The sequence below is a fragment of the Vagococcus penaei genome (genome assembly GCF_001998885.1).
Lineage (GTDB): Bacteria > Bacillota > Bacilli > Lactobacillales > Vagococcaceae > Vagococcus > Vagococcus penaei.
Window position 1 is genome coordinate 647,004 of sequence record NZ_CP019609.1, and the last position, 26,303, is coordinate 673,306.

Genomic DNA, 26,303 nt, shown 5'->3' on the forward strand with positions numbered 1-26,303 from the left:
AATTTAATTAAGTTACCTGACGTTCTATTTTTTAAAGTTCAACAACAAACGCTTCCCATGGTGCTAGAACCGTACGTGTCACATCAATTGGCGCTACTGTATTGGTTAACCAAACATGTTTTATCTCATCTTTGCAGATAAATTCTTGTTCATTATCTGATAAATTAACAACGACTAAAATAGTTTGTCCATGATAGTGACGCTTATACGCAAAGATTTCATTAGTAGTATCTTCTAACAACTCATAATCACCCCAAACAACAATTGGATGGTCTTTTCTTAATTTAATAAGCGTTTGATAGGTATAGAAAACCGAATTAGGATTTGCCAAAGCCTTTGCTACATTGACTTCATGATAATTTGGATTAACTGAAAGCCAAGGCGTTCCTGTTGTAAAGCCGGCATTGGCGCTATCATCCCATTGCATTGGTGTTCGCGCATTATCGCGACCTTTCACATTGATTGATGTTATAATGTCCTCTTTTGCGTAACCTTCTGCTAAACGCTCATGATACATGTTGACACTTTCGATATCTTCAACCTCTTCAATTGATGTCACCGGACGATTAGTCATCCCAATCTCTTCTCCTTGATAAATATAAGGTGTTCCCTTCATCATATGGAGTAGTATTGCTAAAGCTTTAGCTGAACGTTCGCGGTAAAGTCCGTCATTTCCCCAACGTGATACAATTCTTGGTGTGTCATGATTATTCCAAAATAAACTATTCCAACCTTCTTCACCAAGCGATGTTTGCCATTTAGATAATACCTCTTTTAAGTCGTTAATTTCTAGATTTTTTAAATCCCACTTATGCTGACCTTCTTGTTGATCTAAGCCTATATGTTCAAATTGGAAAACCATTGATAATTCATTGCGTTCTGGGTTCGAATATAATTTTGCGATTTCAGGTGTTGCACCCCAAGTTTCTCCGACTGTCATGACATCATGATTTCCAAAAGTTGCACGATTCATTTCCTGTAAATAATCATGTAGCTTGGGCCCGTTACCAGTAATTTTTTCATCTGGAATTTTACCAATTAAATCAATCACGTCCATTCGGAAACCTCCGACACCTTTGTCTAACCAAAAATTCATCATATTATTGACTTCTTGACGAACTTGCGCGTTTTCCCAATTTAAATCTGGTTGTTTTTTACTAAACAAATGTAAGTAATATTGGCCACTTGCTTCATCATATTCCCAAGCACTTCCACTAAAGGTTGATACTAAATCATTTGGCTCTTGTCCATCTACAGGATCACGCCAAATATAATAGTCACGGTAAGGATTATCCTTACTTTTCTTAGCCTCAACAAACCATTGGTGTTCATCAGACGTATGATTAACAACTAAATCCATAATAATGCGAATATTACGTTCCCTAGCCTTAACAATTAATTCATCCATATCAGCCATTGTACCGAACTCATCCATAATATCTTGGTAATCACTAATATCATAACCGTTATCATCATTAGGTGATTTATAAACTGGACTCAACCAAATAGCAGTAATTCCTAACTTTTCTAAATAATCGAGATGTTGAATAATTCCTTGAATATCACCAATACCATCACCATCAGTATCTTGAAAACTTCTTGGATAAACTTGATAGACTACGGCAGATTGCCACCATTTATTTTCTTTAACGTTCATTTTACAACACTCCTATGATTTATTTGACTGCTCCATCTGTTACACCAGCAATAATCCATTTTTGGAAGAAAATATAAATTAATAAAACCGGCAAAATAACTAATAAATACGAGGCAAAAGCTAAATTATATTGCGTAGAAAATTGTCCTTGAAAAATATACTGCGATAGTTGCAATGTCTGTTGTTCTGGCTTACTTAGTAGAATTAATGGCATCAAGAAATCATTCCATGTCCACATAAAACTTAGAATAGCAACAGTTGCATGAACCGGTTTTAGCATTGGAAAAATAATATAGCGGAACGTTTGCAATGGCGTTGCACCATCAATTTCTGCTGCCTCATCTAACGCTACCGGAATTTTCTTAATGAATCCAGTATAAAGAAACGTGTTCATCGGTAACCCAAAAATGATATAGATAAAAATAATACCAGCCAAGTTATCTAAATTAAAAAATGATGCTTGTTTAACTAACGGCAACATAATAACGTTAAATGGAATAAACATGGCACTAATAAAATAGTAATATAACGCATTAAAAAATTTAGATGTTGATCGTTTACGTGTGATAGCATACGCTGCTAAACTATTCGTAAAGACAGTAAAAATTAAGTTAACTACAGTAATGACTAACGTATTTTTAAATTTTTGTGGATAATCTGTTAATTCCCAAGCATGTTGGAAATTCTCCCAGTGAAAGGTTGTTGGCCATTTTAAAACATTCGACATTTGACTAGGGTCTTTGACTGCAATCATGACAGTCATATATAGAGGACCAAAAATGGTCAAAATAGCTAATAAAAACATCAAGATGGTCAACGGCCAATTTACTTGTCCATTATTTTTAAGAAACATTCCTCTTAGACGACTCATTGCATGTTAGCCTCCCTTTTTTCCAAAATACGTAACTGGATAATTGAAATAATCACAACCACTAAAAATAAAATAACAGAGTTTGCTGACTGATAAGCAAACTGTCCACCAGTGAACCCTTTTTTATAGATTAATAATGAAATAGATGTTGTTGACATACCGGGCCCACCATTAGTCATTGCCATAATTTGGTCGAATGCCATTAAGAAACCTTTTGCTGATAACACCATATTAATGGTAAAAAATGGTGCCAGTAGTGGAAATGTAATCTGTCTAAATAATTGCCATCCACTCGCGCCATCAATATCGGCTGCTTCATAAATACTTTGATCAATCGTTTGTAAGCCAGATAAATAAATCAGTGTTGTAAACGCCAATGATTGCCAAACAGTTACAACAACCATCCCAATCCATGCTTTTTCTGTTCCTAAAATATTCACGCTTAAAGCTTCAATCCCCGCAGCAATCCCAAACTGGGGAACTAGGTGAGCAAAAATAAAATTAAAAATATACCCAACAATCAAAGTACCTAACATATAAGGTAGAAAGTAAACCGCCTTTAAAAAGTTCTGACATTTAATTTTTGCGTTTAACCCTAATGCAATCAGTAAACCAATTACATTCACGAGAATGGTTGATACAATAGCAAATTTAAATGTAAACAAATAGCTCTGAGCAATATCTTTATCGACAAACATATGTAAATAGTTACGTAATCCAACAAAATTCCAATCACCATAACCACGCCAATCGGTAAAACTATAAAAAATTCCTTCTAAAAACGGAATAGTATGAAAAACAAAAAACAATAGTGCAATGGGTATTACCATCAGATAAAAAGTTGGATGAATCCGTTTTGTTCGCTTCATTTTTTTGCCTCCTACTCAAAATTTGCTGTATCGTATGACTTATCCATTGTCTTTAAACTGTCATCAATGTTTTTAACCGTTTCATCTGGATGCGATGTTTGCTTTAAAGCAAATTCAGATAATAATGATGGTAAGTCATAACCATTTGGTACAAAATGATCAATAAAATCAGTGACACGACCTTCTTCAATAATTGGGCTGATTCCATTTAAAGTTTCAGCATTTTGACTAACACCTTTAATTGCAGAAAAAGCAAATTGGTCATTAATGTAGCGTGTCGCACGCTCTTTATCCATCATAAATTTAATGAAACGCTTCGATTCTTCTTGATGATTTGTATCTTTACCAACCATGAACATCACGTCAACACCACTCGTTACAACATTTTTACTTTGATTATTACTTGCTGGTAACGGAAAAATACCAATGTTAATTGACTCATTTGTTTTTTTAACTTCTGGAATTGCCCAAGTACCATTAATAATCATCGCTGATTCACCCTTAGCAAATGCTTGTGTTCCATCAGCATAACTTGTTCCCATAGCATCTTTTTGTGTCAATGTCATAATATCCGTTAATTGTTTCATTGGCTGTTGCCAACCTTTTATAAAAGTCGTTTTATCTTCTTGACGTTCGCGCATGAAATCTGGTTCGGTCAAAATACCGGCCAAAGGATTAAAAATTGACATTAGTGTCCATGAATCTTTAAATGTTCCCTCAATTGGTGTAATTCCGTGTTCTTTAAAATAGTGACTAACGGCTAAAAATTCATCCCACGTTTTTGGAACTTCTTGCTGATGTTCTTTGAACAAATCAACATTATAAATGACACCTGAAGCATTTGCTGCATAAGGAATACCGTACAATTTACTTTGATCTTTTTGTAAAGCCTGTGTCATTTCCTTATAAGCTGGAACTAGCTCATCAGCCAATCCTGAAGTTGATAAATCTTCTAACATTCCAACATTTGCTAACTCGGTATAAGTGATATCTCCGCCGTATGCAATGACACTTGGAATATCATCTTTGACAAGACGTGTCCTAAGAACTGTCCCTGCATCTGGTGGTGAACTAAAAACGACCTTAACATCAGGATTCTCACTCTCAAATTCTTTGATAAACTCTTTAAAAACTAACTGATTTTCTGGCTTACTACTGAATACTTCAATGGTCTTTTTATTAGATGACTCTTGACTCTTACAGCCAGTGATTAAAAAAGTACTTAAAACTACAAATAATAAAATAAGTGCATGCCGTTGTCGCATAATTCCTTCCTCCTATAAATTAGTGTTACGTAACACTAAAGATTAAAAAAATAAACGAAATCCCATAGGTGTTACGCAACACCTATGGGTAAAATATAGCATGTTTCAAGTAACTGGTCAACAACTTTTTTGAAACCGCTATCTATTTAATTAGTTTTTTAACCGATTCTCCAAGTAAAAGTTCTGTATCAATCAAAAGATGTTCACTGAATCGTTCCTGAGAATTGAGAGCTTTAAGCATCAATTGAACGGCTAATTCTGCTTTTTTATTGACATCTTGATACACCGTCATTAGTTTTGGCGTCGCATATAACGAATAAGGTGTTCCATCAAAACTAGCAACTGACACATCAGTTGGAATACGTAATTGATGCTGATAAAATTCTGAAATTGCTTGTATAGCAAGTAAATCCGAAGCGAAAAAAACACCGTAATAATCTTTGGTCAAACGTTTTGTTAAAGATAAAATAAATTCTTGGTAATGACGATACGTTGGTGGTGCTGCAATTAGTTCTAATGATACGTGATAATCAGCAACCGCCTGTTTAACACCAGCAGCACGCATTGCATCGACGCCCGCCCAATCATCAGGTGTTTCACCTTTTGCAATAAACATTAACTTAGTTAATCCTTGTTCGATTAAGTAAACGGTCATATCATAAGCCCCATTAAAATCATCAACTCCCACATTTAGCAATGGTTGCGCTTCTGAATTCCCATAGGTATCTAAAAAAAACAATTGGAATAGTGACACTTGCTTGCCAATTTTTAATATCAGAATTCGTTGCTCCAGAAATGATCACACCTTCTAAATCCCACATAGCAATTAATTTAACACCATCTTCAAAATTAGCGACCCGATGGAACATCAAAAAATAGCCAGACTCTCTAATATGATACTCTAAGGCTTGGATTAATTCTCCATGATACGGATTGTCATAAAACTGTTCCTTTAATGCATCAGAATCCTGAATAATGACACCTATAATCTTCGAACCATATTTTGCCAATAATCGTCCAGCCATATTTGACGTATAATTAAGTTCTTTTAATGCACGTTCAACTTTATTTTTTGTCTCAACAGACACTTTTTCAACACGTCCATGAATGACATTTGAGACCGTCGTTGGACTGACACCTGTATAGTTAGCAATATCTTTAATCGTTGTCATCATAATCTCCTTTCTCATTAAAATTTAGACACACGTATTGTAACAGGTTTCACGACTGACAACAAGATAAACAAAAAAGGCCATAGTATCAACTACTATGACCTTAAACGGTAACCTTAATTATATTTCTTTTGGCGCATTAAAATAAATAGTGCCACTAACATAGATAGACCACCAACTAAAACAAGTAGATAATTCGTTGTTTCACCTGTTTTTGGTAACATTTTTTGATTCTTAGTACCTTTACCTGAATCAATCGTTGCTGGATCAACTTCCAATTCTTCCGTACTACTTGTTGCTGTAATTGTTGAATCTGTTGTTGCTGGATCAACTTCCAATTCTTCTGTACTACTTGTTGCTGTAGTTGTTGAATCTGTTGTTGCTGGATCAACTTCTAATTCTTCCGTACTACTTGTTGCTGTAGTTGTTGAATCTGTTGTTGCTGGATCAACTTCTAATTCTTCCGTACTACTTGTTGCTGTAGTTGTTGAATCTGTTGTTGCTGGATCAACTTCTAATTCTTCCGTACTACTTGTTGCTGTAGTTGTTGAATCTGTTGTTTCACTTGACTGGTCACTTGTCGTTGTAGTATCAGTTACTTCAATAACATCTACATCAACTGAAGCTGTCGTCTCAATCGTTGTAGTAGTTACAGTACTTGGTGTTGTACTTGGTGTCGTTTTTTGTTCTTTCGTATTATCAATAATATATCCTTCTGAATTACGACCAACTTTTTTATTTGTCGTTGGATTAATAATTGTCACGGTAACCCCACCATTAGCTAAATCAATATTAACATTAAAGTAATCTTGATCAATAATATATCCTTTTGGAGCAGAGATTTCATACAACTTGTACTGACCTACAGATAGATTAGCAAATTCAATATGACCATTCTCATCTGTTGTTTTTTGATTTTCATTTCCTAATGCATCAACTAAAGTAAACGTTGCCCCTGGCAATCTTGTACGCGTCTCTTTGTCAACTTTAACTAGTTGAAATGAACCAATAATAGGAGCATTTTCTACCACTAATTGGACAACGTTCTCACCTGTTTTATCTTCTTCTACACGAACATCATAAACTTTTTTACTTAACTCATAACCTTCTGGTGCATTTGTTTCTTTGACTTGGTAATCACCAAACGCTAAACCACTTAAGACAATATTTCCATCTTTACTAGTTGTTGCTTTTTCTTGGTAACCATTTGGTCCTGTAATTTCAAAGGTCGCACTTGGTAATGTTTTATCTTTATTATTAGCATCAACCTTGATGATTTCTAACGTACCCAATTTAGATTTGTTTTCTACCACTAATTGGACGACGTTCTCACCTGTTTTATCTTCTTCTACACGAACATCATAAACTTTTTTACTTAACTCATAACCTTCTGGTGCATTTGTTTCTTTGACTTTATAATCACCAAACGCTAAACCAGTTAAGACAATATTTCCATCTTTACTAGTTGTTGCTTTTTCTTGGTAACCATTTGGTCCAGTTATTTCAAAGGTCGCACTTGGTAATGTTTTGTCTTTGTTATTAGCATCAACCTTGATGATTTCTAACGTACCCAATTTAGATTTGTTTTCTACCACTAATTGGACGACGTTCTCGCCTGTTTTATCTTCTTCTACACGAACATCATAAACTTTTTTACTTAACTCATAACCTTCTGGTGCATTTGTTTCTTTGACTTTGTAATCACCAAACGCTAAACCACTTAAGACAATATTTCCATCTTTACTAGTTGTTGCTTTTTCTTGGTAACCATCTGGTCCTGTAATTTCAAAGGTCGCACTTGGTAGTGTTTTATCTTTGTTATTAGCATCAACTTTGATGATTTCTAACGTACCTTGTTTTTCTTTATTGATAATTGTAAAGCCCTTTGTGGCATCTCCCGTAATCGTTGTTTCGATTTTTTTCGATACTGTTAATTCTTTAACACCGTAAGCAACTGGGACTAATTTACCTTCGACTTTTTCACTTGTTGGTAAGTCTTTAACGGTTGTTTTCCATTCATTATCTGTATTCAATGTCACTGTTTTAACATCTGATGTTTTATCATCAACAGTCTTAGTAATAGCAACTTCTACTGGTTTGATTAAATCTTTTGTTTGCACATCCCAAACTTTTTCAACTGCTACTTCAGTTGTCTTGATTTTTTCTTCAATCGTATTAATAAATGTCACGTTACCAGTCTTTTGTTCTTTAGTTAATGTAACTGTTTCAGCTGATTTATCAACTGAAAAAGACGAACCCTCTGGTACTATTTCTTTTACAATATAGTCATTGTCTAACGCTAATTCACCAAAGACTAAAGATTTATTGCCAGCATCCAAAGTTCTAATCATCAAAGGTTTGTCCTCACCTTTTTTCCATAAACCAAATTGAACTGCTACTTTTTCATCCTTAGAGACATTACCTTTCCATTCTTTGTCAACAGTAATTTGACCTAGCTCTTCTTTCTTATTACTAAATTCTATTGTTTCATCAGATTCATTGCGTAAAAAAATTATTTTTATATCATCTGATTTTTGATACTGACTAGGTGCTTTTTTCTCTTTCAGATAATAAGGTCCAGGTTGAAGATTATTCACTGTCACTTGTCCATCTTTATTAGAAACTAAGTTTAATGGCTCACCTGCTTGATTTTGAGTCACAAGTGTTCCTGGCTCTTTTTTCCCTTTGTAAAGCTCAAACTCAGCTCCTTCTAAAGGATTTCCAGTTTCCTCATCAATTTTTGTAACAGTTAGATTAGCAATTCCATCAGAAGCTTCTCCCCAACCTTTTGAAATAAATTTTTGTTGTTTTGCTTGAGATAATTTTCCAACTGGTTCATTAGTTTGATAGTCAACCAAGGTTGCTGTGTTATCTAAAGGCACCCATTTATTACCGATTATACCTGTATACTCAGTACTATAAAAAATATGGAAATAGGTTCTAATTTTCTCTTTTTCATCAACAATTCTCGATTGTAGAGTTATTTCAAAACCATGATCTGTTGCTTTTATATCTACAAATTTCGTAATATCGCGTTTTTTTTGTCCATTCCATGTAACATCTGTTAATTTATCATTACCATAGTTCTCATAGACTTTAATACTATTTTTTAGTAATCGACTATCTTTCCCTACAGTGTCAACTAATTTTAATTTATTCATATTTGGATTAGCAGTTTTATTTACAGCAATATACCAAGGATACTCGCCATCTTTTGGTTTTATACCCTTTTCTTGAGACTTATTTTTATTATGATCTTCAGTTTTAAACATATTATCAGAATATTGATAAGCATACGTGCCTTTTTGATTAGAAGCCTGTTTAGCAATTGTCACTTGAATTTTTTCAACCTGTTTGCCTGCTGTCACTTCAATTGTCTCTTTAGTTTCAGGTTTAACATTCTTACTTAAGGTTGTAGAAAAACTAAAGCCCCCACGACGATTGTACTTACCATCAATAGCTTTTGAAAAAGTGAATTTATACTGATGTGTACTCTTATCGTAAATACCAGTACCATATACCACTTTACCATTATTACTTACTAACTCAACAGGATCACCGCTGACTTCTAGTACTTTAGGTAATTTAATCGTAAAAAAATCACCTGATGTGTAAGACTTATGCTCATCATCATCTGGTAATTGCCAGTTACCTGTTAATACAACTTCTTCTCCCGGCGTAATACTACTGTCATTTTGTGTCAAAATCTCAAGATTTTTAACAACCTCGTTCACTTCTTTAGCTTCTGCCGTCTGACTAGACAAACCAAAGAAAGTCACCGTCGCAAAAATGAGCATCGTCAGTTTTACGATGTTTCTTACTACTTGTTTCATTATAAATTTTCTCCTTTTTTATCTATTTTCACCATTAAAATAGCTCTATTTATAGTAAATAGAAACTAGATGGTATTATCCAAACCATAGTATAATAGATACCTTTAAAAAAAACACCTTCTATTTTTTTCCAATGATGTGAAAAAATAGAAATAAAGAACTTATAAACTATTTAAGTATATTAAATAGTTTTTTCAAAAAGTTATAATTGTTTTTTTTGATTTTTAGCTTTCTATTAAATAGTAGTAAATCGATTTTTTTTAATACAAAGCTAAAAATTTGACAAAAAGAAGGCGTTTTTAATTCAGGTTTTTTATAATGAACAGTTTTTAATTTTATGTTGTCGTGGTATACTGAAAAAAAGGATAATTTTTAACTGGAGGTTTTTTATGTGATGCCTATATTAAGCTTTATCAAGCCTCAAATAAGTATAACGATTGTTATTTCTGTTATTGTTTTGTTTATTATTTGGAAATTTTACACGATTATTCATGAGAATAAGAAAATAACTCTCAATGTTCAAGCGATTGAAACGCGTAATCATACCCGTAAAGAACTATTTAGCCCAACACAGACTGTAACACAACTAAAACTCGATGATCGACATCAACTATTTAAATTTGATGGGCAATTAGAAATCTTTGCTTATGACGAACTTATTCGCTTTCAAGTCAATGTTAATAATAAACCCCTAGACTTGTCTAGTTGCGAAAGTATTAGTGGTCAACTTATTTTAGATGAATTTGACCATGTCCAAAAAATTGAACACCTTGATTTAGTTTTTTATACAATCGGTTTAAATGAAGGCAAATATAATCATCAAATGTTGTATCATCCTCTCTTAACATCATCTGAAGATTATATTACCGCTGTATATGAACTAGATAAGTTAATCATGGCCTTGTACCAAATTCTAAATCGATGTGATTCTATCTCAGATATTAAGATATAAAGTAGTATTTAACTTTTGAATTTCACAAAAAAACACACTTCAGCTTTCGCTAGAGCGTGTTTTTTTGTGAAATTGATTCAATAAAGCTAAACTTAAAATTGGCATAATAATCAAGGAGATACCGACAACTTGGTACATTTTTATCGGTTCTTTTAAAATTAGTACTCCAGATAGAATAACGATAATTGGTGTTAAGTTACTAAATAATGCTACAACGGATGCTTTGACGTGATGCAAAGCGTAATTAGACAAAGCAGACGTTAACAAGGACGATAATAATCCCAAGTAAAGAATTGTGATGAGATAGTTTGGAATGACAAGTGGCTCTATATAACTTGTTGTTACTTGTCCAAATAATCTCTGACCAAAAGCAATCACAGTAAATACGATTGCTCCAAATAGTAACATAAACTTTGTCATTTCAATTGTTGAATAGCTTTCAGCTATTTTCCGCGCTGTTATTGTATACATTCCTGAGGATAAAACAGATAAAAACATTAATACCATTCCAAACAGATTGAACGTTGCATTACCTTGTTGCCCACTTAAATTAATTGCTAAAATACCAACAAAAGAGAGTACCATGACCATTTTTTGTTGACTAGATGGACGTTCTCTTAATAAAAATATTGCCAAAACAAGCAAAATAATTGGATTTAAAGCATTAATAATCCCCGCATCCAGTGTACTAATATCTTGCAATGACAATGTTTGCAAAGAAAAAAATAATACTGGGTAAAAGATACCTAATAGAAATAAGTCTTTCATTTTCTTAACTGTCACTGTCGACTGCTGTTTAGTCGCCATTGAAACAACTAGCATTCCGATGCTGGCGATAATAAATCGATGAGACAATTGTGTAAAAGGGTCAGTGTACCGAAGCCCTTCCTTAACAAATAAAAAAGATAAACCAACAATACTAATTTGACCAATTAATGCCAGATACGCCTTTATATGGTGTGTCATCCTACACTTCCTCCTACAAATTACTTTCTGTAACTACTTTTATTGTATGGTCTAGTCAGATACGATACAATAACACAAAACAGCATCTGTACCGGTACAGACTAAAAGGAGCAATAAGATGAAGTATTTAACTATCTACCAACAACTAAAAACAGATATTTTAACCAATAATTATAATGAAGGTACCAAACTTCCCTCCCTCAGAATTCTAGCTAAAACTTATGAATGTAGCATACAAACTATTCAACAAGTTATGGCACTTTTAGTTGAAGATAACTTAATTTATGCTAAAAATCGTAGTGGTTACTATATTATACAAACTGATAAATTAGTTACCCCTTTGATTGACGACCATATTGACTTTTCTGCACAACATTTGAGCTGGGCTAATTTTCCTTATGCTGATTTTCAATCATGTCTTAAACAAGCGGTTCATAATTATCAAAAAGACTTATTCATTTACGGAAGTTCACAAGGTTTACCAGCTTTGATTACAACACTGACAAAATGGTTGGCTGGTCGTCATATTTATACTAATGAAGATTCCGTCTTCATTACGACTGGCACCCAACAAGCATTATTTATCCTGAGTCAACTGACATTTCCTAATAGAAAAGCCACTATTTTGATTGAATCACCTTCTTATCATCTCATGCTCTCGTTACTATCAATTCAATCACATCCTTTTATCACAATTAATCGTGACGCATCTGAGCTAGATTTTGAACAATTAGAAACAATTTTTCGTGAGAACGAGATTAAATTTTTTTACACAACCTCTCGTTTGTCTAATCCACTTGGTCTCTCTTATTCCGAAAATGAGAAAAAACAACTAGTAGCATTAGCAAAAAAATACGATGTTTATATTATTGAAGATGATTATTTAGCGGACTATGTTATTGAAACAAATAACTTACCGCTACATTATTACGATACCGATAATCGCGTCATTTATCTCAAGAGTTTTTCAAAAATTATGTTTCCTGGTTTGAGAATTGGTGCCTGTCTTTTACCAGAAAAACTTGTTGCTTGTTTTCAAGCCTATCGCTCACTGATGGAGATTGATAGTGCAATTTTCTCACAAGCTGCACTTGATATTTATATCAAATCACAGATGTTTGATGCACATATTAATCATCTAAAAAAACTCTTAGTACAGAAAAATAATGCGTTTAAACAAACAGTACTAGCACAACCAAATCAATCCGTTATTCCTATTCAACAATTTACGTCTGCAAAAACATTTCTACAATTACCAAAAGATTTACCAAATAGCTTGTTTTTAAAAAAACTTGCTGCTGAAAATATTAAACTCGCCTCGTTAAACCGACACTATTTACCAAATAAAGTACCAAATAGGGCTATCTATGGCATTGAATTGTTTAACGTTACACCGCAACAAATTACCCAGGGCCTATCTAAAATACTTTCTTTAGTAACAACATATTAAATGACTCACTCGTTACAATAAATGTCGCAAGATAAATCAAAAAATCAAAAAAATTCTATGTTAATCTTTAATGAAAGGAGGTCAAAACACATGAATTATTCACCAGATATTCAGCGTGCCATCCATTATATACATCAACATATCGCTGAACATCCTAATATTAAGTCGGTTGCTACCTATATTGGCTATTCACCTTTTCATTTCCAAAGACTATTTAGAGATAGTGTCGGTATGTCGTTATTTGCTTATATCCGACAAAAAAGATTACAACAAGCGAAAGCATTATTGACACACACTTCTTTACCTATTTTAGAAATAGCTTTTAGATGCGATTTTCACACGCAAGAAAGTTTTTCAAGAGCATTTAAAGCACACTATCATTTGCCACCATCGCTTTATCGCAAGCACACTTCACATTTACTACAGACAGGAGCGATTCTTATGACAACGACTATTAACGGTTGGTTTAAATCAGGAAGCCACCCAAAAAATTATCAACTAGCCTTCGATAAAGAGACTGCGCATATCACTGAACACTCGATTCTATTGAGTTCTATTGACTCGCTGACTTCTGATGGTTATGGTACAGTCATGCAACAATTTAAAGCACACAATTTTACTGAAAAACGTGTCAAATTCTCTGGATTTATTAAGTCAGAACACGTGACTAAATCTTGTGGATTATGGATGCGAATGGACTCTGCTTACTATGACATGCTAGCTTTTGATGATATGCCTGACCGAGCGATTACTGGAACAAGCGAGTGGAATTTTTATGAGACGGTTTTAGATGTACCAAAAGAAGCCGATATTATCAATATTGGACTTTACCTCCAAGGTTCTGGTAAAGTTTGGCTAAAACACACTAACTTTCAAATTGTGCCGTTTACTGTTCCAACTACTGGAAAACGACCAAGTGACTTTGTACCCGACGCTCCACAAAATCTTGATTTTTCACATTAATTTTTTATAATAAAAGAACATTCTAGCAGAAGGAAATGGCTAGAATGTTCTTTTATTCAGTCTTCGATATTATTCGTGATGACTCAATTGTAGTAACTGGTCATCAATCAGCTTACTTAAATCCGAAATAGCTTTTTCACTATACGCATCATTGTAGCCGTTTGTCATAATCGTTATGTAGTAAGGGCGCTCTTTATCATGTACAAGAGCGATATCATTACTTACCATGTACATTGGCATCCAACCAGTTTTATGTGATACATTCACACCAGGAAGGCCAACAGCAACGCCATCATCAAAAGTACTTTGCTGTAACCAATCATATAATGTTCCTATGTGGCTATCTTGATTTTTTTCTTGCTTTTGATGGACATATGCCATAGATTTACTTAAAATACGAGCAGTCGAAAATACCCGATTATTTGGCGAATTTGCATCCAGTTTTGCTAAAAAATTAATAAAATTCGCTTCACCTAGATGATTAAGTAACATAATATAGGCAATATTATCACTATAACGAATCGTTAATTCTGCTAATTGCTTAAGTGTATAATTTTTTCCAGCTGGTTCAAACTGGATAATTCCCGTTCCACCCATGCGATTATGTTCTAAAAATGTTAATTCGGTCGTCAAATCAATCGCCTCTTGGTCTGCTAGCGTCATCAAATAAGCAATAAATGGTAACTTGATACTACTTGCCGTACGATTGACTTTGTCACCATTATGATGGTAAGAAAATTTTTGATCAACTGTTTCTAAATAAATACTGACATCACCACCATTTTTGGCTAAAAAATCAGTAATTTGGGCATCAAGTTGTGCCTTTAATTCTAATGGTGATAAATTGCCTTGTCGTTTTGCTTCACGTGCTGCAATATGTTCTTGACGTGCAGTCAGTAGTCTTTTCTCAATAAAGCCTTTTGGTGGGTCACTCACAATCTCAACCCATTCATCATTTTCTGGTACGGGTTTAACTGAAACAACCGTTCCCATAGGCATGATATTTTCACTAATTTTCGACCCATCTATATTTAAACGTGGGTAAACTGCTTCGCCGACAACTTGATGAGAATCAAATAATGAATTTGTTTTATCTAATATTTCTGGTTGACTGGACTGTTTTGTTACCTCTTTTTTGACGTGGATAACTTTATCAACTTTTACTGCACGTGTTTCTTTTTCATCGAGTGGATTGATTAATGAAAAGAGTCCAACACCACATCCAACCCCTAATAAGCATACCGTTCCAAATAACAAAAATCCTTTTTTAGCCATTCCTTTTTAGTCACATCTTTCTTTAATTTTTTAACTTAAATCGTTTTCAATTGATATTTTGTCTATCAATTATTTAGTATAACATAATAATTACGTTATTTTATTAAATTCAATATAAGTCAGGACAAAAAATTAATCAGTTAAAATTCACTTTACTATGGCGTAATATGATTGCTACACGAAACGACATCTATAAACCAAAAAATTATAACTGGTCCTCAGATGGTAATGTTTGCATCAGCTCAAAAAAATAATTAGACTTTCCTGTACTAAAATAGGCATACCAGGCGTCTAATGTAGCGTGTTCAAAAACACCCAACGTGTCAATAATTTGTTTTGTCCACAGTAATGACCCTGTTGAACCTGCGGTAATCAGATTTTTATCAGATACAGATGATTTATCTATATATAATTTTTGTCCAGTATAAATAGGACAAAACATTTCTAAAAATTCTACGCCATTACTAGTATGTGAATATTCGTTCAATAATCCAAAATTTGCTAGAGCGACTGTCGCTCCACAGATTGCTCCCACTATACCTCCAGCCAAAAGTAGTTCGCTAGCCTTTCGAATGACATCTACATGTTTAGAATCATTCCATGTATCGGCTCCTGGCAATAACAATACCGTATGATCATTGATTTCCATATCTTCAACTAGACAGTCAGGGATAATTTTGATTCCTCCCATTGTTTTTATTTCTTTCTTTGAATGACTAACCAGTTTAATTGTTAATAAAGATGCATTTTCTTTAAAAAAGCGCCTAGAATTTAGCTCTGACGTCACATAGCCTATCTCCCAGTCTGCTAATGTATCTAGTACGTAAATATAAATTGTTTTCATAATTTCCCTCCATTTGTTGGTTCTGTTATTATTATACTTGTCTAATGTTGACATCATTATGGCAACAATACCAAAATTATTAAAAGGTGGGTATCACATGAAAGTTAATCGGTTGGTTAGTATTATTATGACACTTATCGATAAAAAAAGAATAAGTGCAAAAGAATTAGCAGATATGTTTGAAGTCTCTACACGAACAATTTATCGTGATATAGAAACTATCAGTATGGCGGGAATTCCAGTCCATTCCACTTCAGGTGTTGGTGGAGGATTTGAAATCATGGAAAATTATAAGTTGGATAAAAATACTTTTTCCGATGCTGACCTAACAACTCTATTGATGGGAATTTCTAACATTCCTAGTGTGATGAAACATGACGAATTTACACATACACTCGCAAAAATCAAAAGTTTGATACCAATAGATAAAATAGAAAGTACCCACTCACAAATAGAGCAGATACACATCGATTTTAGCGATTGGATAGAACATAGAGACCTAACGTCGTATCTTAACATGATTAAATTAGGCTTAAAAGAAAATAAATTACTTTCATTTGAATACATTAATCACAAAGGTCAAACAACTAAACGTCAAGTTGAACCTTATCAACTCATTTTAAAAAATGGCCAATGGTATTTTCATGGTTATTGCTATGAACGAGATGATTTTCGCTTATTTAAATTGACTCGCCTATCGCAACTTATAGTAGAAAATATTGGGTTTATCCCAAAAGACTATCAAAGACCACTTTTAAATGCCACAGAAATTTTGACCGAACAACAAGTCACTATTAAACTTCGTATTCACGAAACAATTATAGAACGACTACTCGATTATTGCGATTATACTAATTTCTTTTCCGATAGTGATAATTACTATATTGTTAATTTTCCATTCATCGAAAACGATTATCACTATGGTATTCTTTTAAGTTTTGGAGAACAATGTGAATGTCTAGAGCCATTACACATTCGTTCCGAATTAAAACGAAAATTAGCTAATATATCTAGACTGTATAATAACTAATTCACTATATAAAATGATGAGTAATCACTGATAATAACAACACAAAAACTGCTTTATTTATAAATTAATTAATGACATGTGTAGACAAAAAAAGACCCCCTAGTCACCTAGAGAGTCTTTACGTCCGGACAGTTTTAATTCCATTGGAATGCATTAATATGCTAAGCGAAGACGATTATTTATCTTTTAAGTTGTAGAATGAAGCTAAACCTTTGTATTCAGCAACTTCACCTAATTGGTCTTCAATACGTAATAATTGGTTGTATTTAGCAATACGGTCAGTACGGCTAGCAGAACCAGTTTTGATTTGACCAGCGTTTGTTGCAACAGCGATATCAGCAATTGTTGTATCTTCTGTTTCACCAGAACGGTGAGAAACAACAGCAGTATAGCCAGCTTCTTTAGCCATTTCGATTGCTTCAAACGTTTCAGTCAAAGTACCAATTTGGTTAACTTTGATTAAGATTGAGTTAGCAATGCCTTCTTCAATACCACGAGCTAATTTTTCAGTATTAGTTACGAATAAATCGTCACCAACTAATTGGATTTTCTTACCTAATTTTTCAGTTAAGTGTTTGAATCCTTCCCAGTCATTTTCATCTAAGCCATCTTCGATTGAGATGATTGGGTATTTAGCACAGTAGTCTTCATATAAAGATACCATTTCTTGAGAAGTTAAAGAACGACCTTCTGAAGCTAAATCATATAAACCAGTTTCTTTGTTGTAGAATTCTGATGAAGCAGCATCCATTGCTAAACGAATATCTTTGCCTGGAACGTATCCAGCAGCTTTGATAGCTTCCATAATAACTTCAAGTGCTTCTTCGTTAGATGATAAATCAGGAGCAAATCCACCTTCATCACCAACAGAAGTGTTTAAGCCTTTAGCTTTTAATACTTTTTGTAAGTTATGGAATACTTCAGCACCCATACGGATAGCTTCTTTAAATGTAGGAGCACCTACAGGCATAATCATGAATTCTTGGAAATCAACACTGTTATCAGCATGAGAACCACCATTGATGATGTTCATCATTGGAGTAGGGATAACTTTAGTATTAAATCCGCCTAAGTAGTGGTATAAAGGAACTTCTAAGTAATCTGCAGCTGCGCGAGCACAAGCAATAGATACACCTAAAATAGCGTTAGCTCCTAATTTACCTTTATTTGGAGTTCCGTCTAATTTGATCATAGCTTTATCAATTGCCATTTGATCTCTAACGTCGTATCCAATAATTTCTTCAGCGATGATGTTGTTTACATTATCAACAGCTTTTAAAACACCTTTACCTAAATAACGAGATTTGTCTCCGTCACGTAATTCAACGGCTTCGTATTCACCAGTTGAAGCTCCAGAAGGAACCATACCGCGACCGAACGCACCGCTTTCTGTATAAACTTCTACCTCGATTGTTGGGTTACCACGTGAGTCTAAGACTTCGCGAGCATAAATATCAGTAATAATTGACATTGTTTTTTCTCTCCTTTAGGATATTGTTTTATAGCTAAGGAATGAAACACATTCCATAGTTCTATTCTAACGATTTTCATTGTAACTTTCAACACAAATTGAAAGTTTGTTTATTTAATTAAAGAGTCACCAGTCATTTCAGCAGGCTTAGCGACACCTAATAAATCTAACATTGTTGGGGCAATATCTGCTAAACGACCACCATCACGCAATGTCGCACCTTTTTTCGTCACAATGACAGGAACAGGCACTGTTGTGTGAGCAGTGTGTGGATTGCCTTCAGGTGTTGTCATAGTTTCAGAATTACCATGGTCAGCAAAAATAACGGCATATCCGTCCTTAGCTAAAATAGCATCAACGACACGACCTAAGTTTTCATCTACCGCTTCAATGGCTTTGATAGTCGCGTCTAATTTACCAGAGTGACCTACCATATCAGGGTTTGCAAAGTTTAAGATAATCGCATCATGTTTATCTGCTTCGATGTCCGCAACTAATGCATCTGTGACTTCATAACAACTCATTTCAGGTTTTAAGTCATATGTTTCAACTTTTGGTGAGTTGATTAAAATACGACTTTCACCCGGAAATTCCTCATTACGCCCACCATTCATAAAGAATGTTACGTGTGGATATTTTTCCGTTTCAGCAATTCGTAATTGTGCCAATCCTTCGTTCGATAAGACTTCACCAATAACATTTTTCATTGAAATTGGTGGGAAAGCAACTTCAGCAACGACACTTGGATTATATAATGTCATCGTCACAAACTTAACGTTTTGTGGATGATTATGTCTTGCGAAATGTTCCCATTCAACGTCTGTAAAGGCATTTGATAATTGAATCGCACGGTCTGGACGGAAGTTAAAGAAAATAACAGCGTCATTATCTTTAACAGTTCCTACTGGTTGACCATCTTTTTCGATAACGATTGGCAATACAAATTCATCTGTCACATCACTTTCATAAGATGCTTTGATGGCTTCGATTGGATCTGTTGCCATAACGCCTTTACCTTCAGCAATTGCGTCATAAGCTTTTTCCACACGTTCCCAACGTTTGTCACGGTCCATCGCATAGAAGCGACCAGAAACAGTTGCGATTTCGCCATAGCCAAGTTTAGTGATAAATGCCACTAGTTCTGTCATATAATCAACAGCAGAAGTTGGTGCCACGTCACGGCCATCTAAGAAAGCATGGATAAAGGTTTGTTTAACACCTTTTTCTTTAGCTAATTCTAATAACGCATATAGATGGTTTTGATGACTATGAACACCACCATCAGATAATAAACCAAATAAATGTAAACTAGAGTTATTGTCTAATGCGTATTGAATGGCATTATTTAATGCCTCATTTGTCTCAAATTCGCCATCAGTAATAGCTTTATCAATACGTGTCAAACTTTGATACACAATACGTCCAGCACCGATGTTACTGTGTCCAACTTCAGAGTTACCCATTTGTCCTTCAGGTAGTCCAACGTCAAGACCAGATGCTTTTAATGTGTTATGTGGAAATTCTGCCCAATAACGGTCAAAATTTGGTTTATGAGCTTGAGCAACCGCGTTACCCACAACTTCATCACGTTGACCAAAACCGTCTAGGATGATGATTGCAACTGGTGATTTACTCATACTATTTTACAGCCTCCAATAATGCTAAGAATGATTCTGGTTGTAAGCTTGCGCCCCCAACTAATGCGCCATCAACGTTGTCTTTTGCCATGTATTCAGCAATGTTTTCTGGTTTGACAGAACCACCATATTGAATACGTACTTTATCAGCAACATCTTGGCTATATAATTTAGCAACAGTTTGACGAACAACGCCACAAATATCATCAGCAATTGTTGCATCGGCTGATTTACCAGTACCGATTGCCCAAATTGGTTCATAAGCAATAACAAGATTAGACACTTGTTCTGGTGTTAAATCTGCTAAAGCACCTTTAATTTGGCTTTCAATCCATGATGCTGTTTTGCCAGCTTCATACGTTTCTAGAGTTTCACCACAACAAATAATTGGTGTCATACCATCAGCAATAATAGCTTTAGCTTTTTTGTTAACGTCTTCGTCTGTTTCATGGAAATATTCACGACGTTCAGAATGACCAATAATAACATAATCAATTCCTAAGTCAGCTAAAGCAGCTGGTGACGTTTCACCTGTGAAGGCTCCAGATTCTTCAAAGTAACAGTTTTGTGCTGCAATCTTTAAGTCAGAACCTTTAGCGATATTTTTTAAATCAGCTAAAAATAATGTTGGTGCACCAATAACAGAGTCTACGACACTATTTGATGGTACTTTATTGACAACTGCTTTAGCAAATTCACTTGCTTCAGCAGCAGTTTTATTCATTTTCCAGTTACCTGCAATAATTGGTTTACGCATGTTAACGTCTCCTTCTTAAGTTGAGTTTCTTATTTATCGGAAATTGATTCGACACCTGGTAATTTTTTACCTTCTAGATATTCTAGAGAAGCGCCACCACCAGTTGAAATATGTGTGAATTTATCAGCAAAACCTAATTGGATTGCTGCAGCAGCAGAATCACCACCACCGATAATAGTTGTTGCATCTTCTAAATTAGCGATTGCTTCACAGACACCAATTGTCCCTTTAGCAAATGTTGGTAATTCAAAGACACCCATTGGTCCGTTCCAAACAACTGTTTTAGCACCTTGTAATTCTTCAGTGAATAATTTAATTGTTTTTGGTCCAATGTCTAAGCCTTCTAAGTTATCAGGAATATCTAATTCGTGAATTTCAGTTGGTGCATCATTGTCAAAGTCAGGTGCACATACAGTATCAACAGGTAAGACAATTTTGCCATTTGCTTTAATCAATAATGATTTAGCTAATTCAATTTTGTCTTCTTCACAAATTGATTTACCAATACGACGACCTTGAGCAGCGTAGAATGTATAAGTCATTCCACCACCAATTAAAATTTTGTCTGCTTTTTCGATTAAGTTTTCAATCACACCAATTTTATCTGATACTTTCGCACCACCTAAAATAGCAACAAACGGATGATTTGGGTGTTCTACAACGCCACCAATAAATTTAATTTCTTTTTCCATCAAGTAACCAGCAGCAGATGGTAAGTTAGATGCAATACCTACGTTTGAAGCATGTGCACGGTGTGCCGTACCAAACGCATCATTAACAAATACATCACCTAATGACGCCCAGTATTTACCTAACTCAGGATCGTTTTTACTTTCTTTTTTACCATCAATATCTTCAAAACGAGTATTTTCAACAACTAATACATCGCCATCTTGCATATTAGCAATTGCTTCTTCTAGTTCTTTGCCTCGAGTTTCAGGAACAAATGTGACCGGTTTATCAAGTAATTCAGATAAACGTTGCGCAACTGGTTTTAAAGATTTCCCTTTTTTGTCTTCTTCAGTCTTTACACGACCTAAATGAGAGAATAAAATGGCTTTTCCGCCGTTGTCGATAATGTAATTAATCGTAGGTAATGCCGCTACAATACGGTTATCATTTGTGATAACACCATCTTTAATCGGCACATTAAAGTCAACACGTACTAGGACTTTTTTATTACGTAAATCTAAATCTTCTACAGTTCTTTTTGCCATGTTCCATGACCTCCTAAAATTTATCAAAAGAAAAGCGAGGAAGCGTGACTGCTTCCCCGCTTCTATTAGTTAAAATCAATAACACTAATGTTGAGAGATTAAGCTAATTTTGCAAAATATTCTAACGTACGAACTAATTGAGCAGTGTATGACATTTCATTATCATACCAAGCAACAGTTTTAACTAATTGTTTGTCGCCAACAGTCATTACTTTAGTTAAAGTTGAGTCAAATAATGAACCGTAAGTCATACCTACGATATCAGAAGATACGATTTCGTCTTCGTTATATCCGTAAGATTCGTTAGCAGCTTTAGCCATTACTTCGTTAACTTCTTCAGCAGTAACTTTTTTGTCTAAAACAGTTACTAATTCAGTTAAAGAACCAGTAGCGATTGGCACACGTTGAGCAGCACCGTCTAATTTTCCATTTAATTCAGGGATAACTAAACCGATAGCTTTAGCAGCACCTGTTGTATTAGGAACGATATTTTCAGCAGCTGCACGGGCACGACGGAAGTCTCCTTTAGGATGAGGACCATCTAATGTCATTTGATCTCCAGTATAAGCATGGATAGTTGTCATTAAACCTTCAACGATACCGAAGTTTTTGTTTAATGCATCTGCCATTGGAGCTAGACAGTTAGTTGTACATGAAGCACCAGAAATAACTGTTTCTTTACCAGTTAAGATTTCATGGTTAGTATTGTAAACGATTGTTGGTACATCGTTACCACCAGGAGCAGAGATAACAACGCGTTTAGCTCCAGCTTGTAAATGTAGTTCAGCTTTTTCTTTAGAAGTAAAGAAACCAGTACATTCTAAGACGATATCTACGCCTAATTCTCCCCAAGGTAATTCAGCTGGGTTGCGATTAGCTGTAATTTTGATGTCTTTGCCTTTAATTCTGAAAAATCCATCATGAACTTCAACTTGACCTTGGAAGCGTCCTTGTGTTGTATCATATTTTAATAAATGAGCTAACATATTTGCATCTGTTAAGTCATTGATTGCAACAACTTCGATTCCTTCAACATCTTGAATACGACGGAATGCTAAACGTCCGATACGTCCAAAACCATTAATACCTACTTTAATTGTCATGTAAGATTTCCTCCTTTAGAAAATCGAAAAAAATTTATTTATTTTAAAGAGTTTCCTCTTTTAAAATCTGATTTGCAGCACCTTCATCGGTTATTAGCCACGTCTGTGAAGGAGCATTTTTGATGTATGCTTGGATTGCTTTGGCTTTATGTTTACCACCTGCAACTGCTAAGACATACGGAATATTTTCAAGGTCTTTTAATTGAAGACCAATACGCGGAATTTTGTAAACAACTTTTCCGTCTTCATTGAAGAAGTAACCAAATGATTCAGCCACCGCATGATTATTTTTCAACATGCTTAAGCCTTCCTCAGTCATCCCTCTTCGTTTAGCCATTCTTAATGCCTGTCCAATGCTATGTATAACACAGTTAGCATTATCAATTAATTGCAATACTCTTTGAACAGTTGGCTCTTGTAATAGAATTTCATACGTTTCATGACTGACTTGCTCTGGGACATATAAGACTTTAAAATCGCCACCAGTTTTTTCAGCCATCATACCACTGATTGAATTAGCTTGAATATTAATTGTTTCGCCAATTCCACCTCGAGCTGGTACGAATAAATTATGCCGTGATGGTGTTTCTAGCTCTTGCATATTTTTAGCAAGTGTTGCCATGGTAGTACCACCCATTACTGCAATAATATTATCGCCATCTGGTAGATGACTTGCCAAAATATCTGTTGCAATCGGCCCAAAACTCTCAAGAACTTTAGACTCAGAATCACTATCTCCAGATACTATGACGCAATGGGCAATACCCAAGCGTTCGGCTAGTTTTCGCTCTTTTTTACGCATCCCTGAGTGGCTTTCAATAAATGACTCCAGACCTCGATAAACATCTAACCCTTCATCAGTTAATGTCATTCCACTTTTAGACACATTTATAAAGTTTTGTTGTTTTAAAAACTCTGTTTCCGTTCGTAAAATACGTTCAGTTACATTCATTTTTATAGACAATGTTCGTCTTCCAACGGGTTGCATCCAATAAATGTTTCTTAAAATACGAAATCTTTCTTCCACCACTTGGATAATATCAGGAGCAATGCGTTCTAACATCTCTACATCACGATTCATTACGATACCCCTTCATGTTGGTCATCTTTTGTCCAACGTAGACTTTTTACGACCCAAGCATTTTAAAAAGAAAAGGGCTTAAAAAACAAAATCTGTTAAGATGTGTTAAATCAACCCTATGACCATATAGTATCAGTAATGTGTTTTAATTTCAAGTCATATTATGGAAAATCACTAAATTTTTCCATTATTTTTTTTCATAACGCTTTCGTTTTGATGAAGAAGGAATATTTAATTCATCACGGTACTTAGCTACTGTACGCCTTGATAAAGTAATATCTTGGCCTTTTAACAATTCCACAATTTTCTGATCAGACAGTGGCTTACTTTTATCTTCTTGTTCGACCACTTCTTTCACTTTACGCTTTATCATCTCAGTCGACATTGCAGAATCACCCGATGTCGATGGCAACGATACACCAAAGAATGTTTTCAATTCATAGACGCCAAATTCAGTTTGAAGATATTTACCATTAACACAGCGACTGACAGTTGATTCATGAATATCCAACTCCGTCGCAACATCTTTCATTAACATCGGTACTAATGGATGTGTTGTATCTAAAAAGAACTGATGCTGCTTTTTAACAATTACTTCACCAATTCTCAAAATAGTATCACCACGATAGTCAACACCACTTTGAATCCACTCAAATTCTTTTTTTCGATCAGCTAAATAATTTTTAACCTCTGGATCTCCCGTCGCAGACATTCGTTTAAAGTAATTCTCTTGAAACGTGACCTTTGGCATGCCTTGCTTAGTCGATTGAATACTCAGTCCACTTTCTGTTTGTCGAACCATTAAATCGGGGATAATATAAGCATCAGATATTGAGCCAAAGCGTGCCCCTGGAAATGGAGATAAACGTTGAACATAATCAAAAACCTCTTGTATATCAATTAACGTAGTATCCAAAGCTTTTTCAATCACCGGCCACTTACGATCGGCTAGTTCTTCAAAAAATTCTTCTAAAATAATATAAGTCAGAACTGGCGCTTGGTCATCGCGTTCAGTTTGTAACATCAAACACTCTTGAAGGTTTCTTGCACCAATACCAGCAGGATCAAGAACTTGTAATAAACGTAGAGCATCAAGTAACTCGATATAACTCGCTTGTGTTTGCTCCATTGCTTGTTCTAATGTAATCGTTAAATAGCCATTAACATCTAAAAATTCAACAAGATATAATGTTAATTGTCGCAAATAAGTATCCCGATAATTCAAATGGATTTGCTCAATGACATATTCAAATAATGATTCTTCTGTACTAGGTAACTGGCTTAACCAATCTTGTGTACTGTCCCCACTACTAGATACACGACTATAAGCAGAACTATCATCGTCATCAATCTGTGTGCTTACTTCGAGCAAAGGATTTTCTAATGATTTATTTTCTAAAAAGGATAATAATTCTGGCGTGCTAAATTGAAGCATTTTGATTGATTGTTGTAATTGTTGCGTCATCGCTAATTTTTGAGTTTGTTTTTGTTGTTGCGACAAATGTTGTTCAAAACGCATACTTATCATTTCCTTTCATTTACTCTTGCTATTTTTTTTTATTTTGGTAGAATAATAGAGTATTGCGTCCTTAGTGTAGTGGATATCACACAAGATTCCGGTTCTTGAGACAGGGGTTCGATTCCCTTAGGACGCGTTTTCATTGATGATTGTAACATATCTATAGTAACTAAAAAAGTTATCCATTAAATTTATTAATTTAAATCAAAAAACTCTTTCGACTAACTAAGTCAAAGAGTTTTTTTCATTTTGTAGCTTTGTAGAAACATTTTATTTAACAAACAAAACTATTGACCTTTATTGACCAATTAAGTAAACTTGATGGTAGGTACTTAAACTTTTTTATGTTAGAATATAGTGTATTGGTAGTA

At 34.5% G+C, this 26,303-nt stretch carries 21 protein-coding genes and 1 tRNA gene; 5 read left to right on the forward strand and 17 right to left on the reverse strand.

Annotated features, from left to right (window positions below; translation table 11 throughout):
* Positions 1-31: 31 nt before the first annotated feature.
* The 7 genes from BW732_RS03115 to BW732_RS03140 all read right to left on the reverse strand — a co-directional run bounded on the left by BW732_RS03115 (position 32) and on the right by BW732_RS03140 (position 9,667).
* A complete protein-coding gene (locus BW732_RS03115; RefSeq protein WP_077275420.1) occupies positions 32-1,657 on the reverse strand; it encodes a glycoside hydrolase family 13 protein in 1,626 nt (541 codons plus the stop codon).
* Between the two features lie 19 nt (positions 1,658-1,676).
* Positions 1,677-2,462, reverse strand: a complete 786-nt coding sequence (locus tag BW732_RS03120; RefSeq protein ID WP_418369029.1) for a carbohydrate ABC transporter permease — start codon at positions 2,460-2,462, stop codon at positions 1,677-1,679.
* Between the two features lie 62 nt (positions 2,463-2,524).
* On the reverse strand, positions 2,525-3,397 hold the full coding sequence (locus BW732_RS03125) for a carbohydrate ABC transporter permease (protein ID WP_077275422.1): 873 nt from the start codon (positions 3,395-3,397) through the stop codon (positions 2,525-2,527).
* Between the two features lie 11 nt (positions 3,398-3,408).
* The gene (locus BW732_RS03130) at positions 3,409-4,662 is read right to left on the reverse strand and encodes an ABC transporter substrate-binding protein (protein ID WP_077275423.1); all 1,254 of its coding nucleotides are present in this window, start codon (positions 4,660-4,662) and stop codon (positions 3,409-3,411) included.
* Between the two features lie 142 nt (positions 4,663-4,804).
* Positions 4,805-5,350: a LacI family DNA-binding transcriptional regulator gene (locus BW732_RS11525; protein WP_228414985.1), complete on the reverse strand. Its 546-nt coding sequence runs from the start codon at positions 5,348-5,350 to the stop codon at positions 4,805-4,807.
* Positions 5,340-5,837, reverse strand: a complete 498-nt coding sequence (locus BW732_RS11530) for a LacI family DNA-binding transcriptional regulator (protein WP_228414969.1) — start codon at positions 5,835-5,837, stop codon at positions 5,340-5,342. Before BW732_RS11530 ends, BW732_RS11525 begins: the two co-directional genes overlap by 11 nt.
* Before the next feature lie 113 nt (positions 5,838-5,950).
* Positions 5,951-9,667, reverse strand: coding sequence for a SpaA isopeptide-forming pilin-related protein (locus BW732_RS03140; protein WP_077276856.1), 3,717 nt, complete (start codon positions 9,665-9,667; stop codon positions 5,951-5,953).
* Positions 9,668-10,058: 391 nt separating this feature from the next.
* On the opposite strand from BW732_RS03140, the gene BW732_RS03145 reads away from it, so the two are divergent.
* On the forward strand, positions 10,059-10,619 hold the full coding sequence (locus BW732_RS03145) for a hypothetical protein (RefSeq protein ID WP_077275424.1): 561 nt from the start codon (positions 10,059-10,061) through the stop codon (positions 10,617-10,619).
* Positions 10,620-10,658: 39 nt separating this feature from the next.
* On the opposite strand, the gene BW732_RS03150 is transcribed toward BW732_RS03145, so the two are convergent.
* Complete coding sequence (locus tag BW732_RS03150; protein ID WP_077275425.1) at positions 10,659-11,585, reverse strand: DMT family transporter; 927 nt, start codon at positions 11,583-11,585, stop codon at positions 10,659-10,661.
* A gap of 118 nt (positions 11,586-11,703) precedes the next feature.
* On the opposite strand from BW732_RS03150, the gene BW732_RS03155 reads away from it, so the two are divergent.
* Complete coding sequence (locus BW732_RS03155; RefSeq protein WP_077275426.1) at positions 11,704-13,035, forward strand: aminotransferase-like domain-containing protein; 1,332 nt, start codon at positions 11,704-11,706, stop codon at positions 13,033-13,035.
* Between the two features lie 90 nt (positions 13,036-13,125).
* Complete coding sequence (locus tag BW732_RS03160; protein WP_161485504.1) at positions 13,126-13,998, forward strand: helix-turn-helix domain-containing protein; 873 nt, start codon at positions 13,126-13,128, stop codon at positions 13,996-13,998.
* Positions 13,999-14,067: 69 nt separating this feature from the next.
* Here the strand turns inward: BW732_RS03160 and BW732_RS03165 are convergent, their stop codons facing one another.
* Positions 14,068-15,273, reverse strand: a complete 1,206-nt coding sequence (locus BW732_RS03165; protein WP_077275428.1) for a serine hydrolase — start codon at positions 15,271-15,273, stop codon at positions 14,068-14,070.
* 205 nt (positions 15,274-15,478) lie between these two features.
* Positions 15,479-16,117: a DJ-1/PfpI family protein gene (locus tag BW732_RS03170; protein WP_077275429.1), complete on the reverse strand. Its 639-nt coding sequence runs from the start codon at positions 16,115-16,117 to the stop codon at positions 15,479-15,481.
* Positions 16,118-16,214: 97 nt separating this feature from the next.
* Here BW732_RS03170 and BW732_RS03175 point away from each other — a divergent pair, with 97 nt between their 5' ends.
* Positions 16,215-17,147 (forward strand): helix-turn-helix transcriptional regulator, encoded by a 933-nt coding sequence (locus BW732_RS03175; RefSeq protein ID WP_077275430.1) that lies wholly within the window; start codon positions 16,215-16,217, stop codon positions 17,145-17,147.
* A 175-nt stretch (positions 17,148-17,322) separates the two neighbouring features.
* Here the strand turns inward: BW732_RS03175 and eno are convergent, their stop codons facing one another.
* The 7 genes from eno to rpoN form a co-directional block, all read right to left on the reverse strand.
* Complete coding sequence (gene eno, locus BW732_RS03180) at positions 17,323-18,618, reverse strand: phosphopyruvate hydratase (RefSeq protein ID WP_077275431.1); 1,296 nt, start codon at positions 18,616-18,618, stop codon at positions 17,323-17,325.
* Between the two features lie 110 nt (positions 18,619-18,728).
* Entirely contained in the window at positions 18,729-20,255 is a 1,527-nt protein-coding gene (gpmI, locus tag BW732_RS03185) for a 2,3-bisphosphoglycerate-independent phosphoglycerate mutase (protein ID WP_077275432.1), read from the reverse strand.
* Between the two features lies 1 nt (position 20,256).
* Positions 20,257-21,012 carry a triose-phosphate isomerase gene (tpiA, locus tag BW732_RS03190; protein ID WP_077275433.1) on the reverse strand — a complete coding sequence of 252 codons (756 nt, stop codon included), beginning with the start codon at positions 21,010-21,012 and terminating at the stop codon, positions 20,257-20,259.
* 29 nt (positions 21,013-21,041) lie between these two features.
* Positions 21,042-22,229: a phosphoglycerate kinase gene (locus BW732_RS03195; protein WP_077275434.1), complete on the reverse strand. Its 1,188-nt coding sequence runs from the start codon at positions 22,227-22,229 to the stop codon at positions 21,042-21,044.
* Positions 22,230-22,327: 98 nt separating this feature from the next.
* Positions 22,328-23,332 (reverse strand): type I glyceraldehyde-3-phosphate dehydrogenase, encoded by a 1,005-nt coding sequence (gene gap, locus BW732_RS03200; protein WP_077275435.1) that lies wholly within the window; start codon positions 23,330-23,332, stop codon positions 22,328-22,330.
* Between the two features lie 43 nt (positions 23,333-23,375).
* Positions 23,376-24,413, reverse strand: coding sequence for a sugar-binding transcriptional regulator (locus tag BW732_RS03205; protein WP_077275436.1), 1,038 nt, complete (start codon positions 24,411-24,413; stop codon positions 23,376-23,378).
* A gap of 187 nt (positions 24,414-24,600) precedes the next feature.
* Positions 24,601-25,932 (reverse strand): RNA polymerase factor sigma-54, encoded by a 1,332-nt coding sequence (gene rpoN, locus BW732_RS03210; protein WP_077275437.1) that lies wholly within the window; start codon positions 25,930-25,932, stop codon positions 24,601-24,603.
* Positions 25,933-25,996: 64 nt separating this feature from the next.
* Between rpoN and BW732_RS03215 the strand changes: the two genes are divergently transcribed.
* Positions 25,997-26,068 (forward strand) — tRNA-Arg (locus BW732_RS03215).
* The last annotated feature ends 235 nt before the right edge of the window (positions 26,069-26,303 follow it).